Below are 20,483 nucleotides of genomic sequence, written 5' to 3' on the forward strand. Positions count from 1 at the left end.
TTTCAGGTGTGATGAAGGGATTTTCTGGATTAAAAAAATTATCAGTTTTTGTTTTCTCTCCTCTGCTTTTTTCTGCAGGCTCTCTTCTTTTTGCAGAATCTTTCAGAACCAGTAAACTTCATTACGCCGCAATAGAACAGGAAGCTGGCTTTGAGGTTCAAAAGAGCCTTGGTACAAATGAATCCCTTGCGATCAAACTTCCTCAAAACAGCAGATTTATAGAAGGAATTGAAGTAAAGTTTGATATTCCGGAAGACGTTGCCTACTGGCAGGACTGTGTTGCCTGTTCAGTTTACGATAAAATCTCTCCAAAGCCTTCGGAAGAAGAAATTGACTATTCAGGTTCACGCATGTTTGTAAGCCCTCTGCCATCAAGACTTTCCTGGGTTTTACAGATTCCTCTGAAGAAAAACAACAGTCTTAAGCAGAATCAGTACACAAGTCTTATGGATCTGGTTGATTTTGCAGACGGCCTGATTTTTATAAGACTGCAGCCGGTTATGAAGGGGGTTCCGGAAGAAACTTTAAATTCCAAAATAAAGACTTCCATTAAACCAATTCTTTCTGACAAGGGCGAACTAACCCTGGTGCTTTCTACCCTGAGCGACAAAAAGCCTGAAAACTGCACTGTCTATGTTGATGAAAAACTTGTAACTCTTTCAAAGAACAATACAATCCTTTTGGACAAGGGTGTTCACGACCTTTCTGTTACATCTGATGCCTACAGAAATGAGGTCCGCACTGTAAGAATTGAGCAGGCAAAAAATACTGAACTTAAGATTGAACTTAAGAGCATTGAGCCGGCGGTTTTTGTTACTGCTCCTGAAGGAACTTCTGTTTTCCTTGATGATAAGGCCTTTAAAAATCTTGGAAAGGAATATGTAATTTCGGAAGGGGAGCATAAAATCCGCTTTACAATCGGCGATTATGAAATTACAAGAACTCTCAATGTCATTAAGGGCAAAACCTACAAAATCAACTGTTCTGTAGATCTTCAGATAGAAGAAGAATAAAATTTTTCATAAATTTTCAAAATTTTCTTATAATTACTAAAGTTTTTAGCACATATGCCCGATATTATAAATGTCAGGGACATTTTCCCCTCCCACCCATGTCCCTGACTGCCTGATTAAGGCATGGCGCTGATTCATTCAGCGCCTTTTTTTTGTTTTAACCCTAGTAGTAAAAGTCTTTTATTTTGCATTATACTTACAGTCAGAATTATTTAAGGAGAAATTTATTTTATGACTAAAAAAGAAATCGCAGCTTATATTGATCATACTCTGCTTGCTCCTCAGGCAAGAGTTTCTCAGATTGAAAAACTTTGTGATGAAGCTAAAAAATATGGCTTTGCTTCAGTTTGTATTAATCCAAGTTATGTTTCTCTTGCTGCAAAACTTTTGGAAAATAGCCCTGTAAAGGTTTGTACAGTTGTAGGTTTTCCTCTTGGTGCAACACCTTCAGAAGTAAAGGCTTTTGAAGCTGCTGCCTGCATTCAGAAGGGGGCTGATGAAGTTGATATGGTTATCAATGTTGGTGCCGCTATGGACGGGCGTTTTTCTGAGGTTGGTGCTGATATTGCCGCTGTAGTTGAAGCTTCACGTGCAGAAGGTAAAAAGGTAGGAAAAGAAATCTGCGTAAAAGTAATTCTTGAAACCTGCTATCTTGATGATCATACAATTGAAAACTGCTGTCTCTGCGCTAAAAAGCCGGAGCTGATTTTGTAAAAACTTCTACAGGTTTTGCAATTCTTAAAGATAAGGAAGGAAAGCTTCTTCCTAATGGTGCTACTGCTCACCACGTTGCTTTGATGAGAGAAACTGTAGGAAAAGATATGGGAGTTAAGGCTTCCGGTGGAGTTCGCAATGCAGAGCAGGCTTTGGAAATGATTAAAGCCGGTGCCAACCGCATTGGAGCTTCAAGCGGTGTAGAAATTGTAGCTGCTTTTGAAGACTAAGACTTTATTGGTGCGGGTTTAAGCCTTGCACCAGTAAAAGGTATTATTTTCAATTAGAACTTTTACAAGCCCCATGTCATGCATGGCGGCTAAATAGGATTTGAGCGTGCTCCGGATTAAAACGGACTGCCCGAATCCTAATTTTATTTCATTCAAATCTGCAACTTCTTTTAAGAGTTCTCCGCTTGTTTTTCTTCCTTCTGCAATCAGATTAAGTAAAAGCTGCTTTGTTTCCAGAATGGCAAGAGAATCCATTTCTATAGTTTCGCTAAGATTTTTTTCTATGCAGTCTCCATGTCCCGGAACGCACCATTCAAGGTTTTCAAGAAGAGAAAGCTTTTCAAGTCCCTTCATAAATTTCAGGGGATTGTTCATAAATGGAATCCAGAACTTTGAAAGTTCTCCGCGGGTAAAAATACCGTCTCCTGCGTAAACGACCTTTTTTCCTTCTTTATCAGAATATATTACGGCAGTCATCTCAAAACTGTGTCCGGGCAGGGTAAGAAAAGTAATGCTTCTTCCGCCTGTAAGTTTTACTTTTGTCTCTTCGTTGATTATCTTTGAAGCTTTAGAAGGCTGAGGCCTGAAATATGCCGTCTGAATTTCGTGAGGTGGAGTTCCGCCCCAGATGTCTGTTGCCTGTAATTCCGGGTTTTCTATGTAAGGAAGTTCCAGCTTTGAAATCCAGACCTGGCAGCCAGTCTTTTTCTGAATAAACAAATTACCGCCGGCGTGGTCAGTGTGCCCGTGCGTGTTAATGATTGCCTTAATCCTGTATTTTTCGCCGGCTTGCTCAAAAAATTCATCCAGAATGGAAAGAATGTATTCCGCGTCAATTTCCGTAGTTCCGGAATCAATCAGATAAACCTTTGTTTTGCCAAAGCCTTTTTCTGTGATAACACCTATATTTGTTGAAGAAGGAATAACATATGCCCCAGGCATTAGTTGAATCATTTTTTTTGAAAGTTCAGACATGGCTTCACCTCACATAAAAGAACAGGCTGCCCAGGATCTTCCCGAACAGCCTGCAATGCTTCAATTAAAAAGAACTGAATTAGTAGTTTGTAGCCTTTTTAATTGCCTTTACAGTGTAGCTGTATTTGTGGTCATTGATTGTAAATACTGCTGTATCTCCAACCTTTTTATTCATAATTGCGTTTCCAAACGGTGACATGTAAGAAATAACGTTGTTGTCTGGATCTGATTCCCAAGGTCCAAGAATTGTAAATACTTCGTCTTTTCCAGAGTCGCTGTTTGTAAGAGTTACAACTGTTGCGAATGAAACAACAGAAGTTGTAGAAGTTGTAGGGTCGAAAATTACAGCGCGTGCAATTTCTGACTGCAAATTCTGAACTTTAAGAGTAAGCATGTGCTGCTGTTCGCGTGCTGCCTTATATTCAGCGTTTTCTTTCAAGTCGCCCTTAGCGCGTGCTTCTGCAACGTCCTTAGCGTTTTCTGGAAGAAGTACGTTCTGGATATTGTCAAGTTCAGCCTTCTTTTCTTCAAGTTTCTTAGCTGTAACCAGCATACCCTTAGCCTGCTCTGAAGATTTTTCTTCAGATACGCGGAATTTGAAGTCTGGGTATTTTTCAAGAATCTTGTTACGAGTCTGAGACTTAGCTGTAGGGTCGTCAAACGGTGTATCATCAATAAGTGTGTACATCTTAACAACAAGGCTTTCGTCTCCGCTGAACATAAACTTAAAGAGTGCATCGTCTTTGAAGAGCAGGGTAGTAGCAGTCTTCTTAATCTTTTTGTTCTCTGTTGAGTGAACGTGGTTAAGAATTTCGCGCTCTGCAAGCTGAATGATGTTAATCAAAGTGATGAGCTGTTTTTCGTAGCTTACGCCTGCGTTCTGGTACCATTCTTTATCCTGGCATTCCTTGAACATAAAGAGAACTGCTTCGCGGTAGTCCTTGAACTGTTCGAAGGCAACTTTGATGAACTTCTGAACGTCTTCTGTGTAGCCGTCTTTAATAAGAGTGTCCAGCATCTTCATATCAAGTACAGTTGGGAACATTCTGATGTACTGTGTCTGCCAGTCTGGAAGAAGTCTGATGCAGCTGATAAAGTCTGCACGAAGACTTGTATTCTTAGTGTCTTTGAGTTCTTCGTAGATTACGCGAGGATCTTCAATTTTGTTGTAAAGATCTGCAAAGGTTTCGCGTGTCTGGAAAGCGTACTGCTTATCTTCTGTACCGATTCTCTTAACAACAAGGTAAGCTGCAAGAACCTGCTCGTCAACGCGGCTGATGTTCTTGAGGTAGCTTGTGAAGTATGAGTACATTTCTGCGAAGTAATCGCTTGTGTTATCTGTAATGTCGTTGTAGAAGAACTTCATCAAGATATCTACGCGGGCAAAGAAAGCTTTCTGAGCCTTGAACTCGTTAGAAAGCTTTTCTTCCGGTGTGATTTCGTTTTCACGTACTGTGTACATGTTGATATCGTTAGGATCTACGCCGAATTCAGCATTTGATTCAAGAATTTTCTTTGCTTTCTGGTTCCAAGAGGTCCATTCACCTGTAGAAAGGATTGAAGGAACAAGTTCTGCCTTGATGTGCTTGAAGTCACAGTTATTGTTGTAGCTCTTGATGATTGTTTTAAGAGTCCATTCTGTACCGTACTTTTCTTTTCCGTCTTCTTTGTAACCCTTAACCATCTTGATAAGGTCATCTTTTGTTTTTGTAGCCTTAAGAACCCAGATGTGGTCTTTTGTAAGAGGTTTAAGAGCAGTTACAGCCATAGAAAGCTTCATGCTCTTGATTCCAACTACTTTACCAAAGTTGATTTCGATTGAATCACCGTCAAGCTTGCGGATTCTACCAACACCCCAGTTGCGGTGGAATACAAAACTTCCCTTATCAAAAGCAATGTGTTTTTCAAAGTCGTTGATAGCTTCGAATACGTTGCGGTAGCTCTGTCCAAGGTTAGAAGAGCGGATATAGTTTTCAAGCTGTGAGTGACCTTCGTAGCGGCCGCGGTAACATTCAATAATCTGATTGCGGGCCCAGGTATCTTTTGGATCAACTTCAAGGTTCTGTTTAAGAATGGAAATTGCAATCTTCCATTTTTTGTTTGCTTTATACCATTCGTACAAATCCTGCATGAGGTTTGTAGTTTTTGTTTCGCCCATAGATTTTGCAATCTTGCGGCGGAGAAGCTGGAAAAAGTCGAATTCAGCTGGCATAAGTTCAATAAGTTTTGTCCAAACTTCTTTTACGCCGTTATAGTTGTTCTGGTTGATAAAGCGGAGAATTGCCTTTTTGTAGTATTCAATGGCAGTCTTCATCAGAACTTTTTCGTTAGCAGGATCTTCTTTTGAAGCTGCTTCAAAATGTTCACCCAAAACCTTTGCAAGAACTGCTTCTTCAAAGTCAACTTTTACCAGTGTTGCGTAAATTTCCCAAACCTTGTCCTTTTTGTCAGGATCTGCAGCGTAGCAGTCTGCAAGAGTTCTGAGGGCAAAGCGGTTTGTGCTGTCATCGTTGAGGATGTCTTCACACAATGATTCAACAACGCTTTCTTTGTGATTTTTAAGGAAAATGTCTACAAGGGTTTCTAGGTTAGAGTTATCAAGGACACCTTTTTTAAGGTCTGTAATACCACAGATATAAAGAGCGATGATGCTGTCTTTTGAGTGAACGAGCTGCTCTTCACAAATAGCATAAATCTGGTCTACGCAGTTTTCATTGTTTGCCTGCTCCAAAATTTTAGCCAGTTCTTTAATGTCGCTTTCTTTGTAATTGCTGATAGCGGCTCTTGTCCAAGTTGCTTCTTTAAGCATGTCCTCTACTGACTGAATTAAATCTGCCATAGTTTTAACTCCTGTGTAATCCCGCATGGGATTTTATGTGATAAACAAACCCTTGTGTTTATTTAATGTACGCTTCGTAAATCGAAGAGTCCAATAATTTAATTTTTAAAAGAACTTCATTAATTTTGGCGGCACTTTCATTTGTAAGAACGTAGTGGTCAATCAGCCAAAAATAACTGTTCAGCATCTTTGGAACGAGTATTTTTGCATTACAGGCAGGATCCTTAAACTCGTTTTCCATTGCATAAATATTTTTCCGAAGCTGGCCTGCTTCCTGTGAATTGAGTTCCCTTTTTACATTGAAAACTCCGTTCAAAACTCCATAAACCGGAATCCAGTAAAGCTGCTCTTTTTTTTCAAAGCCCTTTTCTCTTGTCTGGGTAATCAGACATTTGATAAGTTCCGAATCCAGAAAATCAAGTTCAATGAATTCAGGCGCCTTAAAAAAAGCTTCGCGGAACAAAACCTTTCCAACCCTGTCGTCTCCGCAAAGAGAATAACAGTCGGCAAGTTCTGCAAGAACCGATGCCAGATTAGGATGGGTGTTGTTCGCCTCTGTAAGACAGTTTCTTGCGTTTTCAAAATCCCCAAGCTTTTTGTAGCAGATGCCAGCCTTTCTGTAGATGTCTGCCCGCTGGAAAGAATCCTTAATTCCGTCAACAATTTTCAAGAAGTGAAAAAGTGCTGAAGAAAAAAATCCCTTCTGAACGGCAAATAAAACCGGTTCGTAAACAAAAGTTTCGTGGGATATGAAATTCTGAAAAGCCCGCCATTCAGAAAGAATGTTTTCACTCTGAACGTAGGAATCTTCTGTATCCTCAAGCCTTTTAAGGGCATCAATCCAGAAGATGCAGCACTTGTTGGCATAGGCAACCTCTTTTGATTCAATATCAATTTCAAAGAGATTACTGATAACCTTTTGTGCCTGCTCAGGCTGCCCGTCTTCAAAAAGCTGAATGACTTTTTTCAGGCCGGCTTTTGTTTCTGTCTCCATAATCCTATAAATTTTATTCTACTTGAGAAAAAAAAATTAATCAACTGTAAAAAAGGAAAAAGCGGAGCAAAGTTTATACAGCACAATTGATTATATGTCAATGATAATTTTCAGTTATATTTAATTTTTTTTATTTAAGGGGCTTTTTATAAGTGCATAATATAGAAAAACTGTGGATAAACCGGGAAAAAAATATAAAATCATTTTCAAATGAAAACTCCTGTATTAGCGCCGTCTCTGCTTTCGGCCGATTTTAGCAGCCTGGAAAGGGCAATTAAGCAGATTGAAGATAATAATGGTTCTGTAGTTCATATCGATGTTATGGACGGAGATTTTGTTCCGGAAATTACATACGGTCAGCCGGTTGTGCGTTCAATCCGTAAGCTTACAGAGCTGCCTTTTGATGTTCACCTTATGACCTGGCATCCTGAAAATCAGGTAAAGACTTTTGCAGAAGCCGGAGCAGACTGGATTACCTTCCATCTGGAAGCCTGCGTTCACGCCCACAGAATTATCCAGCAGATTCACGAGCTTGGAAAAAAGGCCGGAGTTTCAATAGTGCCTTCAACCCCGATTTCTTCAATAAAGGAAATCCTTGAATGTGCCGATATTATATTAGTGATGACCGTAAATCCGGGATACGGCGGTCAGAAACTTATTCCATCTTGTTTAAAAAAGGTGAGTGAGCTTAAAAAGCTTAGGGAAGAAAACAATTATAACTATCTGATTTCTGTGGACGGCGGCGTAAATAACGACACCCTTCAGTCTGTGATTGACGCAGGAGCAGATGTGATTGTTTCCGGCTCTTCGTTTTTTAACGGCTCTCTAAATTGGAAGGCTTAATAGATGAAAAATAGAATCGCAGTAATTGCAGTTTTGGGATTGTCTTTATTTTCAGGTTCTCTGCTTTTCGGGGCTGCCAGCTCAAGCGGAAGCGGAACTGCTGCTTTTGTAGAAGGCTGTAAGGCTTATTCAGAAGGCGACTGGACAACAGCGGTTTTTATGCTTAAAAAAGCCGTAGCATACCCTGAAAACTGCAATGCCGATTCTTATTTTATGCTGATTTCTTCGGAAATTAATGCAGGCCAGGATAAGACAGCCCTTGATGACTGTGATTTTTATCTTGAAAACTATAAAAAATCCGTTTATTACCCTCGCGTTCAGTTTTACAAGGGTAAACTTCTTTTTAATCTTAACGAATACGATAAATCAATCATTACTTTAAGCGATTTCTGCCATCAGAATGAAAAAAGCGATTTGTATCCGCTGGCTCTCTTTTACATCGGTGAAGCCCTTTACGCAGGTTACCGCTATGACGAAGCCCGCCCGATTTACGAGCGGGTTGTAGAAAACTACCCTGACTGCGCTAAAAAGCCGGATGCCCAGTTTAAACTGGATTCAATCATTCAGCGCCAGAGGGAAGAAAAGCTTCTCTATCTTTTGAAACAGACCGGCGAAGAATATCTTTCTGCAAAAGAAGATTATGAGCGCCAGCTTAGAATGTATAACCTTGAAGCAATTGCCCAGACCCGTCAGAAATTAAACGATGTTCAGCAGGAAAATGCAGACCTTCAGCGTCAGGTTCGGGACCTTGAAGGGCAGCTTCAGATGATGAAGGGATCAAAGGCTTATTCAGCATCTTCCTATAATTCGGTTTCTTATAAAGAAGGTGTAGATGTTCCTAATGCCGAGCCTTTCAACGAAACCCGCGATCAGGTTCGTCTGCTTCGTAAAAAGGCAATAGATGCCCAGAGACTTCTTTCTGAGCAGAGTGAAGAGAATGAATCTTATGAAAATGAATATGAAGAGTAGGAACTGTATGAAGCTTTTAAAAATACTTGGACTTGCATTACTTTTTTCTCTTTTTGCCTCATGCAAGAGTACTAAGGTAGAGGCTGTTGAGCCTGGCAAACCTGAAAATGAAATAGAAAGTGAAAATCAGAAGGCTGTTGATTATCCTGTAAGAAAGGATCCTGAATTCTGGTCAGATAATTCCGGAAAGGCTCTTCCAATCAGCGACGGGCTTGTGGTTCTCCGCTATAAAAAACGTGTAGGAAGCTTTAATATTGCCCTTAGAAATAATGCCGATAAACTTATTCCTGTTTTTTCAACTGCAAATGAATTTACTTCAAGTGCCTTTTATTTAAAATCAAACAATAAAATCATCAAGCTGATTAATGACGGAAGCGTAAAATCAGGCTATACAATGAGTGATAAGGGACTTCGCATTACCTATGCAGTTCCTGATACCGCAGAAGTAATCGTAGAATTTATGGTTTTTCCTTCGGAAGAGGGCCAGCAGTCTGATATGGTAAAGGTTACTGCAACCGTTACAAACCGTACTACAAGACGCCGGGAACTTGCCCTTAAGGCTGTACTTGATACAATTCTTGGTGAAACAGATGATTATCACTTTTATACAAGGGCAAATATCCCTGTAAAAAATGAAGTCCTCTATAAAACAATGGAAAATGAAAAGTGGATTGTAAGCCGTAACCTTAATGCCGCAATGCAGATGTTCTTCTACGGCTCAGACTGTACTGCTCCTGAATGCCTTGCCCTTGGAAATTATTCTACCTTTGATAAAAATGAATGGCTGCCTAACATGTACAGCTACCGCCAGTTTGATTCGGTTTTTGCCTATAATAACTCTGCCGTAGAAGTTGTTTGGCCGACTTTCAAGCTTAATCCTAACGAAAGCGGAAAGTGTATTTTCTATCTTGCCTTTGCAACAGATTCTGATAATCCTAAGGGAGAAAAATATCTTTTCCCACATGAGGAAGAAGAAAACGAAGAAGTTGTGCTTCCTCAGACTTCAGAAACTCCGCTGGTTACAACAAGAACAATTGAACCTTATGCAGAGCGGGAAGAATATCAGCCTGCTGAGCAGGAAAATAAGCCAAGAATTCAGTTGAATCCTCAGCAGAAAAAGAAGGCTACGACTGCAAAAAAACGCAGTCAGCTTGACGCAAATAAATTTTCTAACCAGCAGCTTACTCCGGAATATGTTCAGAATCTTTTAGACCGCATAATTGCCCTGGAAGAGGATGATGCAACGTTAAATCGTGCAGAAATTTTCCAACTTAACGCAGAACTAGATGCAATTTTAGAGGTTTTAGGTTTATAATATCTGAGTTATGCGTCAGGATACTCTTACAGTTGCATGGAAGTATATGAGCCGCCGTCGTTTTTCTACGGCAATCAAGCTTTTGGAAGACAAGGCGGACACCTATCAGGAACATTTTGATTACTATTTAGAGCTCGGAATTGCCTGTCTTTACATAGGTGATATAGGGGCTGCCTCATCATATTTTCAGCATGCAAGACGCTTAAAGATGACAGATTCAAACCTGCTTTTAGGACAGGCTGCAATCTTCTTGCGCCGCGGCGAAACAGACCGTGCCCTTCAGTATTATCTTGAAATTAAGGAAAATGACCCTCAGAATAAAACTGCCGGCGAGGCAATTGAGTTTGTCCGCACTCATGGTGATTATGATACAATCTGCCGCTGGGTAGATACCGGCCGCATAGAACAGTTTTATCCTCCTCTTGGAGTAAATACCGACAGGGTCTGGGGAATAGTCCTTCCTCTTGCGGCCTGCCTTCTTGGCTGTGCCCTCTTTTTTGTACTCTTTCCGGGGCGAAAACCTTATACTCCTTCCCGTGCAGATTTAGGAGCTCTTGAGCTGTCTGATGAAGAAAAAAAAGACGCAAGGGAAAGTGATTTATCCGGCCAGACCTATCAGTTTATTTTGTCTGATAAGGAAATTGCAAAAACTTATTCGGCCGCAATTCAGTATTTTAACGAACACCGCGATAATGCTTCTCAAATTGAAGTAAACCGCCTTGTAAACTCAAATGCTTCTTCTGCAATCAAACAGAAGGCTCATGTTCTTTCAACTTATTTTGAAATTCCAGATTTTGATACCATTAAGGATATTCCCGATTTTGCTTCGGTAAAAGAAAATCCTTCCCTTTATGATGACTGCTGGGTAAGCTGGGGCGGAAAGGTTTCTAACGCAAACACCTATGAGGACGGCTCTTATTCCTGCGATTTTATCATTGGTGATGAACAGCTTCGCCACTACGAAGGAACCGTTCTTGTCCGCTTTGAAGTTGTCCCTAATGTAGAAAGCGACCAGTACGTTAAGATTTTAGGCCAGCTGGAAGTTTCAGGCGGCACTGTTACCGTAAAGGGACGCTCGCTTTATCAGACTGTAAGAAAATTATAACCTACTTGTCTTAATACTTGTAATTTATATAATTTTTCTGTAAATTTGTTAAAAATTTTTGTAAATTTTTGTCAAAACGTGAAAATCAAAGCCATATTATATACAGGGAGGAAGGTGGCTAAATGTCAGTAAATACAAACGCTCCGATGGATAATGCGGAGAAAATGAAGGCTCTGGAGGCGGCTCGTCTTCAGATTGAAAAACAGTTCGGGCAGGGCGCAATCATGAAGCTTGGCGACAAGGCTAATGCTTCTGGTATTGATGTTGTTCCGTCTGGTTCCATTCTTCTTGATGAGGCTTTGGGAATCGGTGGTTACCCTCGCGGACGAATTATTGAAATGTATGGTCCTGAAAGTTCGGGAAAAACAACTCTTGCTTTGCACGCAATTGCAGAAGCTCAGAAACTTGGCGGTGTTGCAGCCTTTGTTGATGCAGAACACGCTCTGGACCCTGTTTATGCAAAAAATCTTGGCGTAAATATTGATGAACTCTGGGTAAGCCAGCCAGATACTGGTGAGCAGGCTCTTGAAATTACAGAAAATCTTGTACGTTCAGGTGCCGTTGATGTAATCGTAGTAGACTCTGTTGCAGCCCTTACACCGGAAAAAGAAATTGAAGGTGAAATGGGTGATGCTGTTATGGGTATGCAGGCCCGCCTTATGAGCCAGGCTTTGCGTAAACTTACAGCAATCATCGGAAAATCAAATTGTATCGTAATCTTTATCAACCAGATTCGTATGAAGATTGGCGTTATGTTCGGTAACCCTGAAACTACAACCGGTGGACAGGCTTTGAAGTTCTATTCTTCTGTTCGTCTTGAAATCCGCCGTATCGAAACAATCGACGGAAAAGGTGATGATGATGCAATCGGAAACCGCGTACGCGTAAAGGTTGTTAAGAATAAGGTTGCGCCTCCATTCAGAAAGTGCGAACTCGACATTTACTTTGGAAAGGGTATTAACGCAACTGCATCGCTTCTTGATTCTGCCGTAAAACACGGAATCGTTGATAAACGCGGTGCCTGGTACACAATGGGTGAAGATAAAATTGGTCAGGGTAAGGAAAATTCTGTTGCCTTTATTGAATCTCATCCAGAAATTGCTGCTCAGATTGAAGAAAAAATCCGTGCAGAAGTTTTCCCGGGACAGGTTCTTAAAAATAAGGACGGCACTCCGGTAGATACAGCTGCAAAGGCTAAAAAGACTGCAAAGAAGGCAGACGACGCAGCTGCTTCAGCACAGGAAGGATTATTCTAATTGAAACGCGTTTTACTGGGACTTGGATCAAATAAAAGTTTCGCTGGAAAAACTCCGCTTGAACTCTTGAGCGGAGCCGAGAAACGTTTGTCTTCAGTCCTTGTAAACGCAAAATTTTCTTCTGTTTACAGAACCCGCGCCATGTATGTAGAAAATCAGGATGATTTTTATAATATGACAGCCGTGGGCTTTGTAGCTGATGAAACAAGTCCTGAAAAACTTTTAAAAACAACACAGAAAATCGAAGCGGAATTTGGACGTGACCGTTCAAAAGAAATCCGCTTTGGTCCCCGCTCGCTTGATATAGACATCGAACTTTTTGGCGATGAAAAAATAGATACTCCAGATCTCCAGATTCCGCACCCGCGTGTAAAAGAACGTGCATTTGTGCTCGTTCCAGCTATTGAGATTTTGGATCAATCTTCCGATAAATCAATAAGGGATGAATTTATTTCATCTCCGGCTCTCCAGAATACAGCTGATATTGAAAAACTGGGGAGTCTTGACCTTTTATTGGGAAAACAGGCGGTGCGGAATGGAAGAAAATCAGAATTCTAATGTAGCGGTAGCTGTAAAGGAAAAACGTGAGTACAGGGCAGGGGAATTTGAAGGTCCTCTCGACCTTTTGTGGGCTCTTATCCGCGAAAGTAAGGTAAACATTTACGATATTCCAATCGCGCAGATTACCGACCAGTACCTTGAATATCTTGATTATGCCGTTCAGACTGATCTGGGTGACCTTTCCGAGTTCTACAGCTGGGCCGCAAAATTAATCTACATGAAAAGCCGCATGCTGCTTCCGGTTGAAGTTGCCTATGACGACGAAGATGAAGAAGATCCTCGCGCTGAACTTGTAGAAAAACTGATTGAATACCAGAAATTCAAAAAGCTTACCTCCCTTATGGAAGAGCAGGAAGATGATTCTGAATGGAATTTCGAACGCAAAAAGATTCAGCGTGTTCTTCCTTTTGATGATACTGACGGAATGTGGGAAGAGGTTGATACATGGGAGCTTTTGCAGAAGCTCCAGTCCATGTTCAAATCGGTAATGCGCCAGTATTCCAACGAAAAAATCCTCAATATGTATGAGGAAATTTCGGTAAATGAAAAAATTACCTTGATGAACGAGCTTTTAGAAGACAAAAAAGAATGTCTTTTTACAGATTTAATTACCCGTCCTGGAAATCCGATGGACGTAATCTGTGCCTTTATGGCAATTCTTGAAGCCGTAAAATTTAAAATGATTACCATCTTCCAAAACCGCCATTTTGGTGATATAAAAATATGCGCCCGCGAAGACAACGCAGGCTATGTACCAACGGAAGAAGAGTTAACAACAAATTAACGGAACAACAATGGAATTTACTAAAGAAACAGCATTAATCGAAACTATTTTATTTTTGGAAAGCGAACCCGTAGCACCCAAAGTGCTTGCCCAGAAGGCTCAGCTTTCAGACGAAGTTACCGAAAAATGTCTTGAAATTTTAAAAGAACGCCTGAACGGCGAAGAAAGCGGTCTTGAACTTTCTATGATTACAGGCGGCTACTGCCTCACACCAAAAAAAGAATACTGGGATGTTCTTAAAGAACAGTACGGTTCAAAACGCGACGGAAAACTTTCTAAATCTGCAATGGAAACCCTTTCCATTATCGCATATTCTCAGCCAATTACACGTGCAGAAATTGAACAGATTCGCGGTGTTGGCGTAGACAATATGATCCGCCTGCTTATAGAACGCAATCTTATTAAGGAAGTGGGAAAAAAAGAAGTTGCAGGCCGACCAACCCTCTTTGGAACTACAAAAGAGTTCTTAAAACTCTTCCGCCTGAACTCAATTTCAGAACTTCCAAAACTCGACGAAGACGAACAGGAGAGATTCGAACTTGCCCGCTAACGATTTTCTCAAAAATAAGAACAAAAACACCTCAAATGATAATAATAAAAATGAAGAGCCAATCCGCCTTCAGGTATTTTTAGCACATTCGGGGGTTGCAAGCCGCCGTGCCAGTGAACAGATAATTCTTGATGGCCGGGTAAGTGTAAACGGTCAGGTGGTAACTGAACTTGGTACAAAGGTAACTTCTAAAGACGAAATCTGCGTAGACGGCAAAAAAATCAGCCTTGAAGAGCAGAAACGCTATGTACTTTTGAATAAACCTGCCGGTTTTGTCTGTTCCCTCTCTGATGAAAAGGGCAGATCAGTTGCCGCAGATTTGCTTTCAGAAAAATATACAGAACGCCTCTATAACGTTGGCCGCCTTGATATGTACAGTAAGGGCGCAATTCTTTTTACAAACGACGGAGATTTTGCCGCAAAACTTTCTCATCCATCAAGTCAGGTAGAAAAAGAATATATCGTAGAAACTAGTCAGGATGTTAGTGAAGAAACTGCAAAGCTTTTAGAGCACGGAGTCCGCGTAGACAACGTTTTTTATAAGTGTAAATCCTGTAAGGTTTTAAAAGCTCGCAAAATCAAAATCATTTTGATTGAAGGAAAGAACCGCGAAATCCGCCGTATGCTTGAAAGTCAGAATATTGGTACAAAATCCCTTGTTCGCGTGCGCATTGGCTGTGTAAATCTTGATGATTTGAAGCCGGGTGATTCACGAGACCTGACCGCCGTAGAAGTAAAAGGACTTTTGCAGCTTTGTCAGGACTCGTAAAGACATTAGTTAATTTCCAGCATATATTTCCACATTACAGGAATTGAAACTGAAACCACATCTTTATCAATAATAATTTTTGTGCCAAGACGGAACATAGAATTATCTCCAAAGCCCCAGTCTACATAAGGATAAATTTCGTGAATAAAATCATTTCCCCGGCCAATTGAATATTTCAGGTAAAGTGAAATATCTTCAGTTGCAAACCAGCCGCCTTTTACTGCTGCACGCCATGGAATATTTTCATTTTTACCAAGAAGACCGTCGCTTTCATCGCAACCCTGGATTACAGGATCAAAACCAGCATTCTCATATGAATCCCATGCAGCACGCAGTTTTTTAGATTCTTCGTTCAGAATGTATTCCTTGTTCAAGCCTGTAATAAAGTCTGCCGCAATTACAAAGTTTTCATTTGTGTAGCGGGCAGATGCTTTTACAGCGTGGGTAGACGGTAGAGGAAGAAAAAATTGATTTTCAACATCATCAAAATTAAAATCATTTATAGCTGCGTCGTTGTAGTTACTTATGTAGCCGGCAGAAAAATTACAGCCTGCAATGTCCAGCTGGGCAAAAACAGCGTAATGGTAGTATTCATTTTTATTGAGGATATTCTGCCCTGTAGCCTGTAATGCTGCAAAGATTGAATCATCTTCATAACTAAAGGCAAGTCCTGCATTCAGGTAAGTTCCCTTTGCAGCCCCGATATTTGCAATGGCAGAAAGACCAAAATTACCGAACGCCTGATTAAAAATCAGTCCTGCTCCGTCTATAAAAGGATTTGCCTGCAAAAGATAAGCTTCGTTTTCCGTATATATTTCACCAGCAGAAAAAGAAAAACGGTCTCGCAGGTCGTTTCCTGCAGCTACAGAAAGGAAGGGAAGAGGTGAAAATACTCCGTAACCCGCAAAAATGATATTGCCCTGAGGTTCTTCGAAAGCAGCATTGTTGAAGGCTGTCAGGGCAAGAATTTCTGCCATCTCCCAGTTGTAAGAAAATTCTGCATATTCTGCAAAATGCATGTCAGATTTATCGTTTTCATCGATAACAAATAAATCTCTTCCGAATTCAGTACCGTCCGCATCAGAGCAGGCACCAAGTCTGTTCAAAAAGTAGCCTTCACCGAATGCTCCGGCCATAAAAGTTAGTGCTGTTAGAATTGTGTATATTTTTTTCATAGGAAATCCTCCACTTTGTTTTTTTTATTTATAAGCTTCCAGGTATTGTTTACAGAATTCTGCTCTGTTGTAGACATTCGTAAAATCCATAGGACTGATAGCAACATCTACTTCTGCGCCATTATCAATATCAACATAGCTGCCGTTTATAAGAGTAGAGAACTGAAATTGAGAAGATGTTGAAAAATAAGTGCCGGAAGGCATAATAATGTTTTTAACGGCACAGGTTCCGCCTCCGCTTCTTTGTCCGAGCTTTTTAACAGTATCAGCAAAACAAATCTGGGCTGGGAAAATATTTCCGCAAGAAAAGCTTTGTAGAGAAGTAATGCAGAATCTGTTCAAATTACAGATTGTGTCATATGGATCGTTAATATCGCTTGTTTTTTTCGAGATGCTATAAGCAGCGTATTGATTGATTTTGTTGTAATTTCCGTCAAAATTAATATCTGCAATATAAGCAAGGCTTGAAGCAGAGCCTGTTTTATTGTTTACAAAATGCCAGTTTGACTGTCCTAAGAACCATGATGACATAAAGGTTTCATCGTCGCAGGCACCGCCTCCGTTCATACTTAAATCAAGAATGACATTTTTAATTGGACGGGTATTTCCCTTGTTTAATTCTTGAATAATATAATTTGAAACTACTGTAAGTAAAATTGTATCTGAAGTATTATCTGAAGTATTGCTGCTTAAACTGATTCCCCAGCCATGTGAAGCACCACCGGAAGCTGATAGGTCAGAAACAGTATTTACAAAATCTGATAATGTTGTAATGCTCTCTTTTGTAAGATCTCCTGTTCCGTTTTCAGATTTATAAAAACTCATAATCTGGCTGACATCTTTGTTTTCAAAATCTGCATATTTCCAGTTGTCTTTATAAAAATCATATGATTTCTGGGTGTCAAAGGAAGTAAAATATAGGAAAATTGTGTTTGCAGTTGCATCGTTATCCCCTTTTTTCGGTATGAAAATATTCATAGGAGTGCCGTCTGCTGTACAGGAACTTTTTGTTTCCTTTTTCCACAGTGTTTCCAAGTAGCTGGAATTGTTATTATATCTTGCATCACTTGGATTTGGTGAAATGGTAGGATCTAATCGTGGAAACAAAATTTTGCCTAACTTTTGAGAATTATATAATTCCTTATAAAAAGGTGTCAGATGATGAAAATAAGTGTGAAGGTCCCCGATATTTTTCAAAAGGAAGTCTGAAAGAGTTTGTTCTGCTGTTATAAGATTTGTTGAACAAAGACCTTCCTTTACACCTGTTGTGTTAAGCCAGGTTTTAAAGTCTGAAACTCCCAGGTATTTCTTACGTCCGTAAAAAAGGTCCATTGCAAGAGCCAGGTGCCCGTATGAATACTCTGAAAAAGCCTTTGAATAAGTATCTTTTGGATTATGGATTTTTTGACTGTAAATTGAACCATAAGTGTTGCCGGCGGCATCACGAGTAGTATTACGAAAGTTATCGGCAGTATCACAAAAAACAGCCTGTCCGTTATAGAGGAACTCATTACCTGTTCCTGTAATCAGTGTAAGAGTATTTACAGGTATAAAACCTAAGTTGTTTTCATATATTAAAGGAATATTGTAATCCTTTAGATTTGCAGAAACTGAAGTGTTTGCCCCCCGGATATCCACAATTGCTGTTCGCTTTATAACAGTGTTGTTTTCGATTAAATCAGTGGAAGTTGCAGCAGCTGGTGGGATAAAGCTTTTGTCGAAATCAGAATAAAATACATTTCCTGTTGAAAAATCTATGCTGATATAAAAACTCTGGTTATTCTTGTTTACAATTTTATAAACAGCATCTTCTTTTGTAATTATATAGTATCCGCCAAACCATTTGCTCAGAAATGAATCAACTTCAACATAAGGTATGTCTCCATCTGGTGTAAAAAATAATTCATAGGCACCTTCATCACATTGAAGTCCATTTTCGTTCAGATAGTAGGCATCTACTACTTTCTTCGTCAGAGTCTCAGCAGTAACTTCTTCCTGCACTTTCTTTACTTCAGCCGAATAAGTGTCGTCATCGGTAAGGTTCCGGCAGGAAAACAGGGTAAGAGCCAGCAGAATTAGTCCTGCACTCATTTTTTTCAGCATTTTTGCCTCCTTGCGTAAGCCGTTTTTAGCTTTACTTATTTTAAATATTCTTTACAGAATGTATTTCGGTTATAAACTTTATCAAATTCTCCCACAAATATAGGAACATCGACATCAATTCCGGCATCTATGTCAACAAAACTGCCGTTTATAAGGGTGCTCAGCTGTATTTGACATGAAGTTGAAAAACGCGTTCCGGAAGGCATTCCTACCCCCATTATAGGGCAAGTGCCGCCGCCGGTTTTTTCTCCAAAGGTCTTCACGCTGTCATTAAAGTAAATCTGAGCCGGTAAAAGGTTTCCACAGGAGAAACAGTTGAATGAAGTGATGCAGTATCTTTGTAAGTCTTTTATTGTGTCTGAATCATCAATCTTGCCGTCAAAATTAATGTCTGCGGTATATTTGACTGCGCATTTTGAACCTGTAGCTGTATTCTTATAGCAGACAATAGATTCGCCCAAAAACCAGGATGCAAATATTGTTTCATCATCATTTGCACCGCCGTTATTAAGGCTGAAGTCAAGAACAACGTTCTCCATAGGGCGTGTGCTGTCTTCCTTCAGTTTTCTGATAATGTAATTTGAAATAAGCATAAGCTGAATGTCATCATTGGTATTTTTCAAGCTGATTCCATAACCGTGGTCTCTTTCATTTTTTACTTTGCTGATAAAATCAGACATTTTGCTTATATCATCTGCCGGTGTTAGGTTTCCGCTTCCGTTTTCAGATTTATAAAAAATTATACCGTCATCTTTTCCTTTAGAGGCTATATCATCAACGTCACTGTAGAAGCGCCACTTAGGCTTGTAGTTGACTGCATAGCTGGCCTGGGAGCCAAATGATCTAAAGAACATGAATAGGGTATTTTTTGTTGCTTTGTAGTCCGCATCTGCACTCTGGTCTTTGGGAATAAAAATGTGCATTTCAGTTTTAATTTTATCAGCTTCAGATTCATAATATGAGGAGCTTTTCTCTTCCTTAAATTTCTCTAACAAGGTTTTCTGATAATTAATTCTTCTTGTCTTGCTTGGGCCTTCCAGAAAGTCAGGTGGCATCCAGTACAAACATCCTGCAGGGGTACCTCTTCCGGTATCCTCATTCGGATTTAGACCTTTAAAAGGTGTCCAGTGCTGGTAGTATGTGTGGAGGTCAGCGATATCCTGCAGGAGAAGCTTTGCAAGGGCATTTTCCGCTGTATCAATGTTAGTAGAAGTAAGGGCTTCTTTAAGGCCTGCGGCCCTAATCCAGCTGTCAAAACTTGAAACTCCCAGATAGTTTTTTCTTCCGTAGCCTAAGTCTAATACAAAGCAAAGATGATTGTATGAATAATCAGCCATTTCCTGCGAATAGCTTTCCTTTGGATTTGACATTTTTGCACTGTATTCAGGAATCTGCCATTCTGCACCATAGTCAAAAAAGGCTTCTTTGTCATTGTAGGTAATAGAACCGCCCCAATATAATAAATGCTTAAGCGTATTCATAGGCAGAAAGCCGTAGTTGTTTTCATATTTATGAGGAATATTGTAGTCTGTCAAATTTATCGAATAAGAAACTTTTTCGCCCCTTATATCTACAATTGTCTCCCGTTTTATTAATGAACTGTCAAAAATTACGTCACAGGATGCAGCAGCATCAGGTGGACAGATAAAATAATCAAAATCTGAATAAGTAATGTTACCGTCTGAAAAATCAATTGTAAAATAGCAATTCTGATTCCAGCTCTGTGTAATCTTATATAGTGTGCCTTCTCTGGTAATTGTATAAGTATCATCAAAGATGGCTTCGGTGAAAGATTGAATTTCCACATAGGGAAGGTCTCCGCCCGGTGTAAAAAACAAAGGGAAGTCATTTGCCAGACATGTGGTTTTCCCATTACTGTATTCGTAGATGGGGGTAGGGCGCAGTGTCAGACTTTCCGCCTGTACATCTTCCGATACGCTTTTTACTTCATCCTTGTAGGTTGCATCATCTTCAAGATTTCGGCAGGAAAAGAACGCAGATGATAGTAATAGGAGTTGAATAACTGTTTTTATTATCCTTCTGCTCATGGGCATCTCCTTTTTTTAGGACATATTTTAGTTTATAAAATTTTGTTAGTATTAATTATAACTGCAAAACTCTATAACACAAGAATAAAGTAAGGCTTTCTTAAGTTTGTTTTTATATTTGATTTTTGGTAGAATGGGGGTCTTAGGGGGAAGCAATTTATTGCGTCCCCCTAGGAGAGAGGGTAGGACGCTACGAAGTGCGGCCGCAGGGGGAGAGTCGCTTCGCTAACGAGTTTTGCA

General features: G+C 40.0%; 18 protein-coding genes. 12 read left to right on the plus strand and 6 right to left on the minus strand.

Features of this window, described 5'->3' with window-relative positions; genetic code table 11:
• Nucleotides 1–11 precede the first annotated feature (11 nt).
• The 3 genes from MSI_RS06180 to MSI_RS15180 all read left to right on the plus strand — a co-directional run bounded on the left by MSI_RS06180 (nt 12) and on the right by MSI_RS15180 (nt 1,957).
• Nucleotides 12–1,013, plus strand: a complete 1,002-nt coding sequence (locus MSI_RS06180; protein ID WP_009104816.1) for a PEGA domain-containing protein — start codon at nt 12–14, stop codon at nt 1,011–1,013.
• A 231-nt stretch (nt 1,014–1,244) separates the two neighbouring features.
• The gene (deoC, locus tag MSI_RS06185; protein ID WP_009104817.1) at nt 1,245–1,727 is read left to right on the plus strand and encodes a deoxyribose-phosphate aldolase; all 483 of its coding nucleotides are present in this window, start codon (nt 1,245–1,247) and stop codon (nt 1,725–1,727) included.
• Between the two features lie 83 nt (nt 1,728–1,810).
• Nucleotides 1,811–1,957, plus strand: coding sequence for a pyrimidine-nucleoside phosphorylase (locus MSI_RS15180; RefSeq protein WP_369759175.1), 147 nt, complete (start codon nt 1,811–1,813; stop codon nt 1,955–1,957).
• 18 nt (nt 1,958–1,975) lie between these two features.
• On the opposite strand, the gene MSI_RS06190 is transcribed toward MSI_RS15180, so the two are convergent.
• The 3 genes from MSI_RS06190 to MSI_RS06200 form a co-directional block, all read right to left on the minus strand.
• Entirely contained in the window at nt 1,976–2,932 is a 957-nt protein-coding gene (locus MSI_RS06190) for an MBL fold metallo-hydrolase (RefSeq protein WP_009104821.1), read from the minus strand.
• A 79-nt stretch (nt 2,933–3,011) separates the two neighbouring features.
• On the minus strand, nt 3,012–5,771 hold the full coding sequence (gene greA / locus MSI_RS06195) for a transcription elongation factor GreA (protein ID WP_009104823.1): 2,760 nt from the start codon (nt 5,769–5,771) through the stop codon (nt 3,012–3,014).
• A gap of 58 nt (nt 5,772–5,829) precedes the next feature.
• Nucleotides 5,830–6,765 carry a tetratricopeptide repeat protein gene (locus MSI_RS06200; RefSeq protein ID WP_009104825.1) on the minus strand — a complete coding sequence of 312 codons (936 nt, stop codon included), beginning with the start codon at nt 6,763–6,765 and terminating at the stop codon, nt 5,830–5,832.
• A 210-nt stretch (nt 6,766–6,975) separates the two neighbouring features.
• Here MSI_RS06200 and rpe point away from each other — a divergent pair, with 210 nt between their 5' ends.
• The 9 genes from rpe to MSI_RS06245 all read left to right on the plus strand — a co-directional run bounded on the left by rpe (nt 6,976) and on the right by MSI_RS06245 (nt 14,917).
• A complete protein-coding gene (gene rpe, locus MSI_RS06205; RefSeq protein ID WP_009104828.1) occupies nt 6,976–7,608 on the plus strand; it encodes a ribulose-phosphate 3-epimerase in 633 nt (210 codons plus the stop codon).
• A 3-nt stretch (nt 7,609–7,611) separates the two neighbouring features.
• The gene (locus MSI_RS06210; RefSeq protein WP_009104830.1) at nt 7,612–8,577 is read left to right on the plus strand and encodes a tol-pal system YbgF family protein; all 966 of its coding nucleotides are present in this window, start codon (nt 7,612–7,614) and stop codon (nt 8,575–8,577) included.
• A gap of 7 nt (nt 8,578–8,584) precedes the next feature.
• Nucleotides 8,585–9,892: a hypothetical protein gene (locus tag MSI_RS06215; protein WP_009104832.1), complete on the plus strand. Its 1,308-nt coding sequence runs from the start codon at nt 8,585–8,587 to the stop codon at nt 9,890–9,892.
• Nucleotides 9,893–9,902: 10 nt separating this feature from the next.
• Nucleotides 9,903–10,997 carry a tetratricopeptide repeat protein gene (locus tag MSI_RS06220; RefSeq protein ID WP_009104836.1) on the plus strand — a complete coding sequence of 365 codons (1,095 nt, stop codon included), beginning with the start codon at nt 9,903–9,905 and terminating at the stop codon, nt 10,995–10,997.
• A gap of 122 nt (nt 10,998–11,119) precedes the next feature.
• Nucleotides 11,120–12,253: a recombinase RecA gene (recA, locus tag MSI_RS06225; RefSeq protein ID WP_009104838.1), complete on the plus strand. Its 1,134-nt coding sequence runs from the start codon at nt 11,120–11,122 to the stop codon at nt 12,251–12,253.
• On the plus strand, nt 12,254–12,811 hold the full coding sequence (gene folK / locus MSI_RS06230; protein WP_009104840.1) for a 2-amino-4-hydroxy-6-hydroxymethyldihydropteridine diphosphokinase: 558 nt from the start codon (nt 12,254–12,256) through the stop codon (nt 12,809–12,811).
• Nucleotides 12,789–13,598: a ScpA family protein gene (locus MSI_RS06235; RefSeq protein WP_009104843.1), complete on the plus strand. Its 810-nt coding sequence runs from the start codon at nt 12,789–12,791 to the stop codon at nt 13,596–13,598. The genes folK and MSI_RS06235 overlap by 23 nt, the downstream gene beginning before the upstream one ends.
• A 10-nt stretch (nt 13,599–13,608) precedes the next feature.
• Complete coding sequence (gene scpB, locus MSI_RS06240) at nt 13,609–14,148, plus strand: SMC-Scp complex subunit ScpB (protein ID WP_009104845.1); 540 nt, start codon at nt 13,609–13,611, stop codon at nt 14,146–14,148.
• Nucleotides 14,149–14,209: 61 nt separating this feature from the next.
• Complete coding sequence (locus MSI_RS06245) at nt 14,210–14,917, plus strand: pseudouridine synthase (protein WP_039924435.1); 708 nt, start codon at nt 14,210–14,212, stop codon at nt 14,915–14,917.
• Between the two features lie 5 nt (nt 14,918–14,922).
• On the opposite strand, the gene MSI_RS06250 is transcribed toward MSI_RS06245, so the two are convergent.
• The 3 genes from MSI_RS06250 to MSI_RS06260 are packed head-to-tail and all read right to left on the minus strand — an operon-like array spanning nt 14,923 to nt 20,243.
• Entirely contained in the window at nt 14,923–16,092 is a 1,170-nt protein-coding gene (locus tag MSI_RS06250; RefSeq protein WP_009104850.1) for a hypothetical protein, read from the minus strand.
• Between the two features lie 24 nt (nt 16,093–16,116).
• Complete coding sequence (locus MSI_RS06255; RefSeq protein WP_009104853.1) at nt 16,117–18,195, minus strand: S41 family peptidase; 2,079 nt, start codon at nt 18,193–18,195, stop codon at nt 16,117–16,119.
• A 35-nt stretch (nt 18,196–18,230) separates the two neighbouring features.
• The gene (locus tag MSI_RS06260) at nt 18,231–20,243 is read right to left on the minus strand and encodes a S41 family peptidase (RefSeq protein ID WP_009104855.1); all 2,013 of its coding nucleotides are present in this window, start codon (nt 20,241–20,243) and stop codon (nt 18,231–18,233) included.
• Nucleotides 20,244–20,483: the final 240 nt, after the last annotated feature.

Source organism: Treponema sp. JC4, from assembly GCF_000260795.1.
Taxonomy (GTDB): domain Bacteria; phylum Spirochaetota; class Spirochaetia; order Treponematales; family Treponemataceae; genus Treponema_D.

What these genes read in the sequence shown, in the direction of transcription:
- scpB (WP_009104845.1), top strand. Translation starts at nt 13,609, where the DNA reads ATGGAATTTACTAAAGAAACAGCATTAATCGAAACTATTTTATTTTTG.
- MSI_RS15180 (WP_369759175.1), top strand. Translation starts at nt 1,811, where the DNA reads ATGAGAGAAACTGTAGGAAAAGATATGGGAGTTAAGGCTTCCGGTGGA.
- MSI_RS06250 (WP_009104850.1), bottom strand. Translation starts at nt 16,092, where the DNA reads ATGAAAAAAATATACACAATTCTAACAGCACTAACTTTTATGGCCGGA.
- MSI_RS06220 (WP_009104836.1), top strand. Translation starts at nt 9,903, where the DNA reads ATGCGTCAGGATACTCTTACAGTTGCATGGAAGTATATGAGCCGCCGT.
- MSI_RS06235 (WP_009104843.1), top strand. Translation starts at nt 12,789, where the DNA reads ATGGAAGAAAATCAGAATTCTAATGTAGCGGTAGCTGTAAAGGAAAAA.
- MSI_RS06200 (WP_009104825.1), bottom strand. Translation starts at nt 6,765, where the DNA reads ATGGAGACAGAAACAAAAGCCGGCCTGAAAAAAGTCATTCAGCTTTTT.
- MSI_RS06180 (WP_009104816.1), top strand. Translation starts at nt 12, where the DNA reads ATGAAGGGATTTTCTGGATTAAAAAAATTATCAGTTTTTGTTTTCTCT.
- MSI_RS06190 (WP_009104821.1), bottom strand. Translation starts at nt 2,932, where the DNA reads ATGTCTGAACTTTCAAAAAAAATGATTCAACTAATGCCTGGGGCATAT.
- deoC (WP_009104817.1), top strand. Translation starts at nt 1,245, where the DNA reads ATGACTAAAAAAGAAATCGCAGCTTATATTGATCATACTCTGCTTGCT.
- MSI_RS06215 (WP_009104832.1), top strand. Translation starts at nt 8,585, where the DNA reads ATGAAGCTTTTAAAAATACTTGGACTTGCATTACTTTTTTCTCTTTTT.
- MSI_RS06255 (WP_009104853.1), bottom strand. Translation starts at nt 18,195, where the DNA reads ATGCTGAAAAAAATGAGTGCAGGACTAATTCTGCTGGCTCTTACCCTG.
- rpe (WP_009104828.1), top strand. Translation starts at nt 6,976, where the DNA reads ATGAAAACTCCTGTATTAGCGCCGTCTCTGCTTTCGGCCGATTTTAGC.
- MSI_RS06260 (WP_009104855.1), bottom strand. Translation starts at nt 20,243, where the DNA reads ATGAGCAGAAGGATAATAAAAACAGTTATTCAACTCCTATTACTATCA.
- recA (WP_009104838.1), top strand. Translation starts at nt 11,120, where the DNA reads ATGTCAGTAAATACAAACGCTCCGATGGATAATGCGGAGAAAATGAAG.
- MSI_RS06210 (WP_009104830.1), top strand. Translation starts at nt 7,612, where the DNA reads ATGAAAAATAGAATCGCAGTAATTGCAGTTTTGGGATTGTCTTTATTT.
- greA (WP_009104823.1), bottom strand. Translation starts at nt 5,771, where the DNA reads ATGGCAGATTTAATTCAGTCAGTAGAGGACATGCTTAAAGAAGCAACT.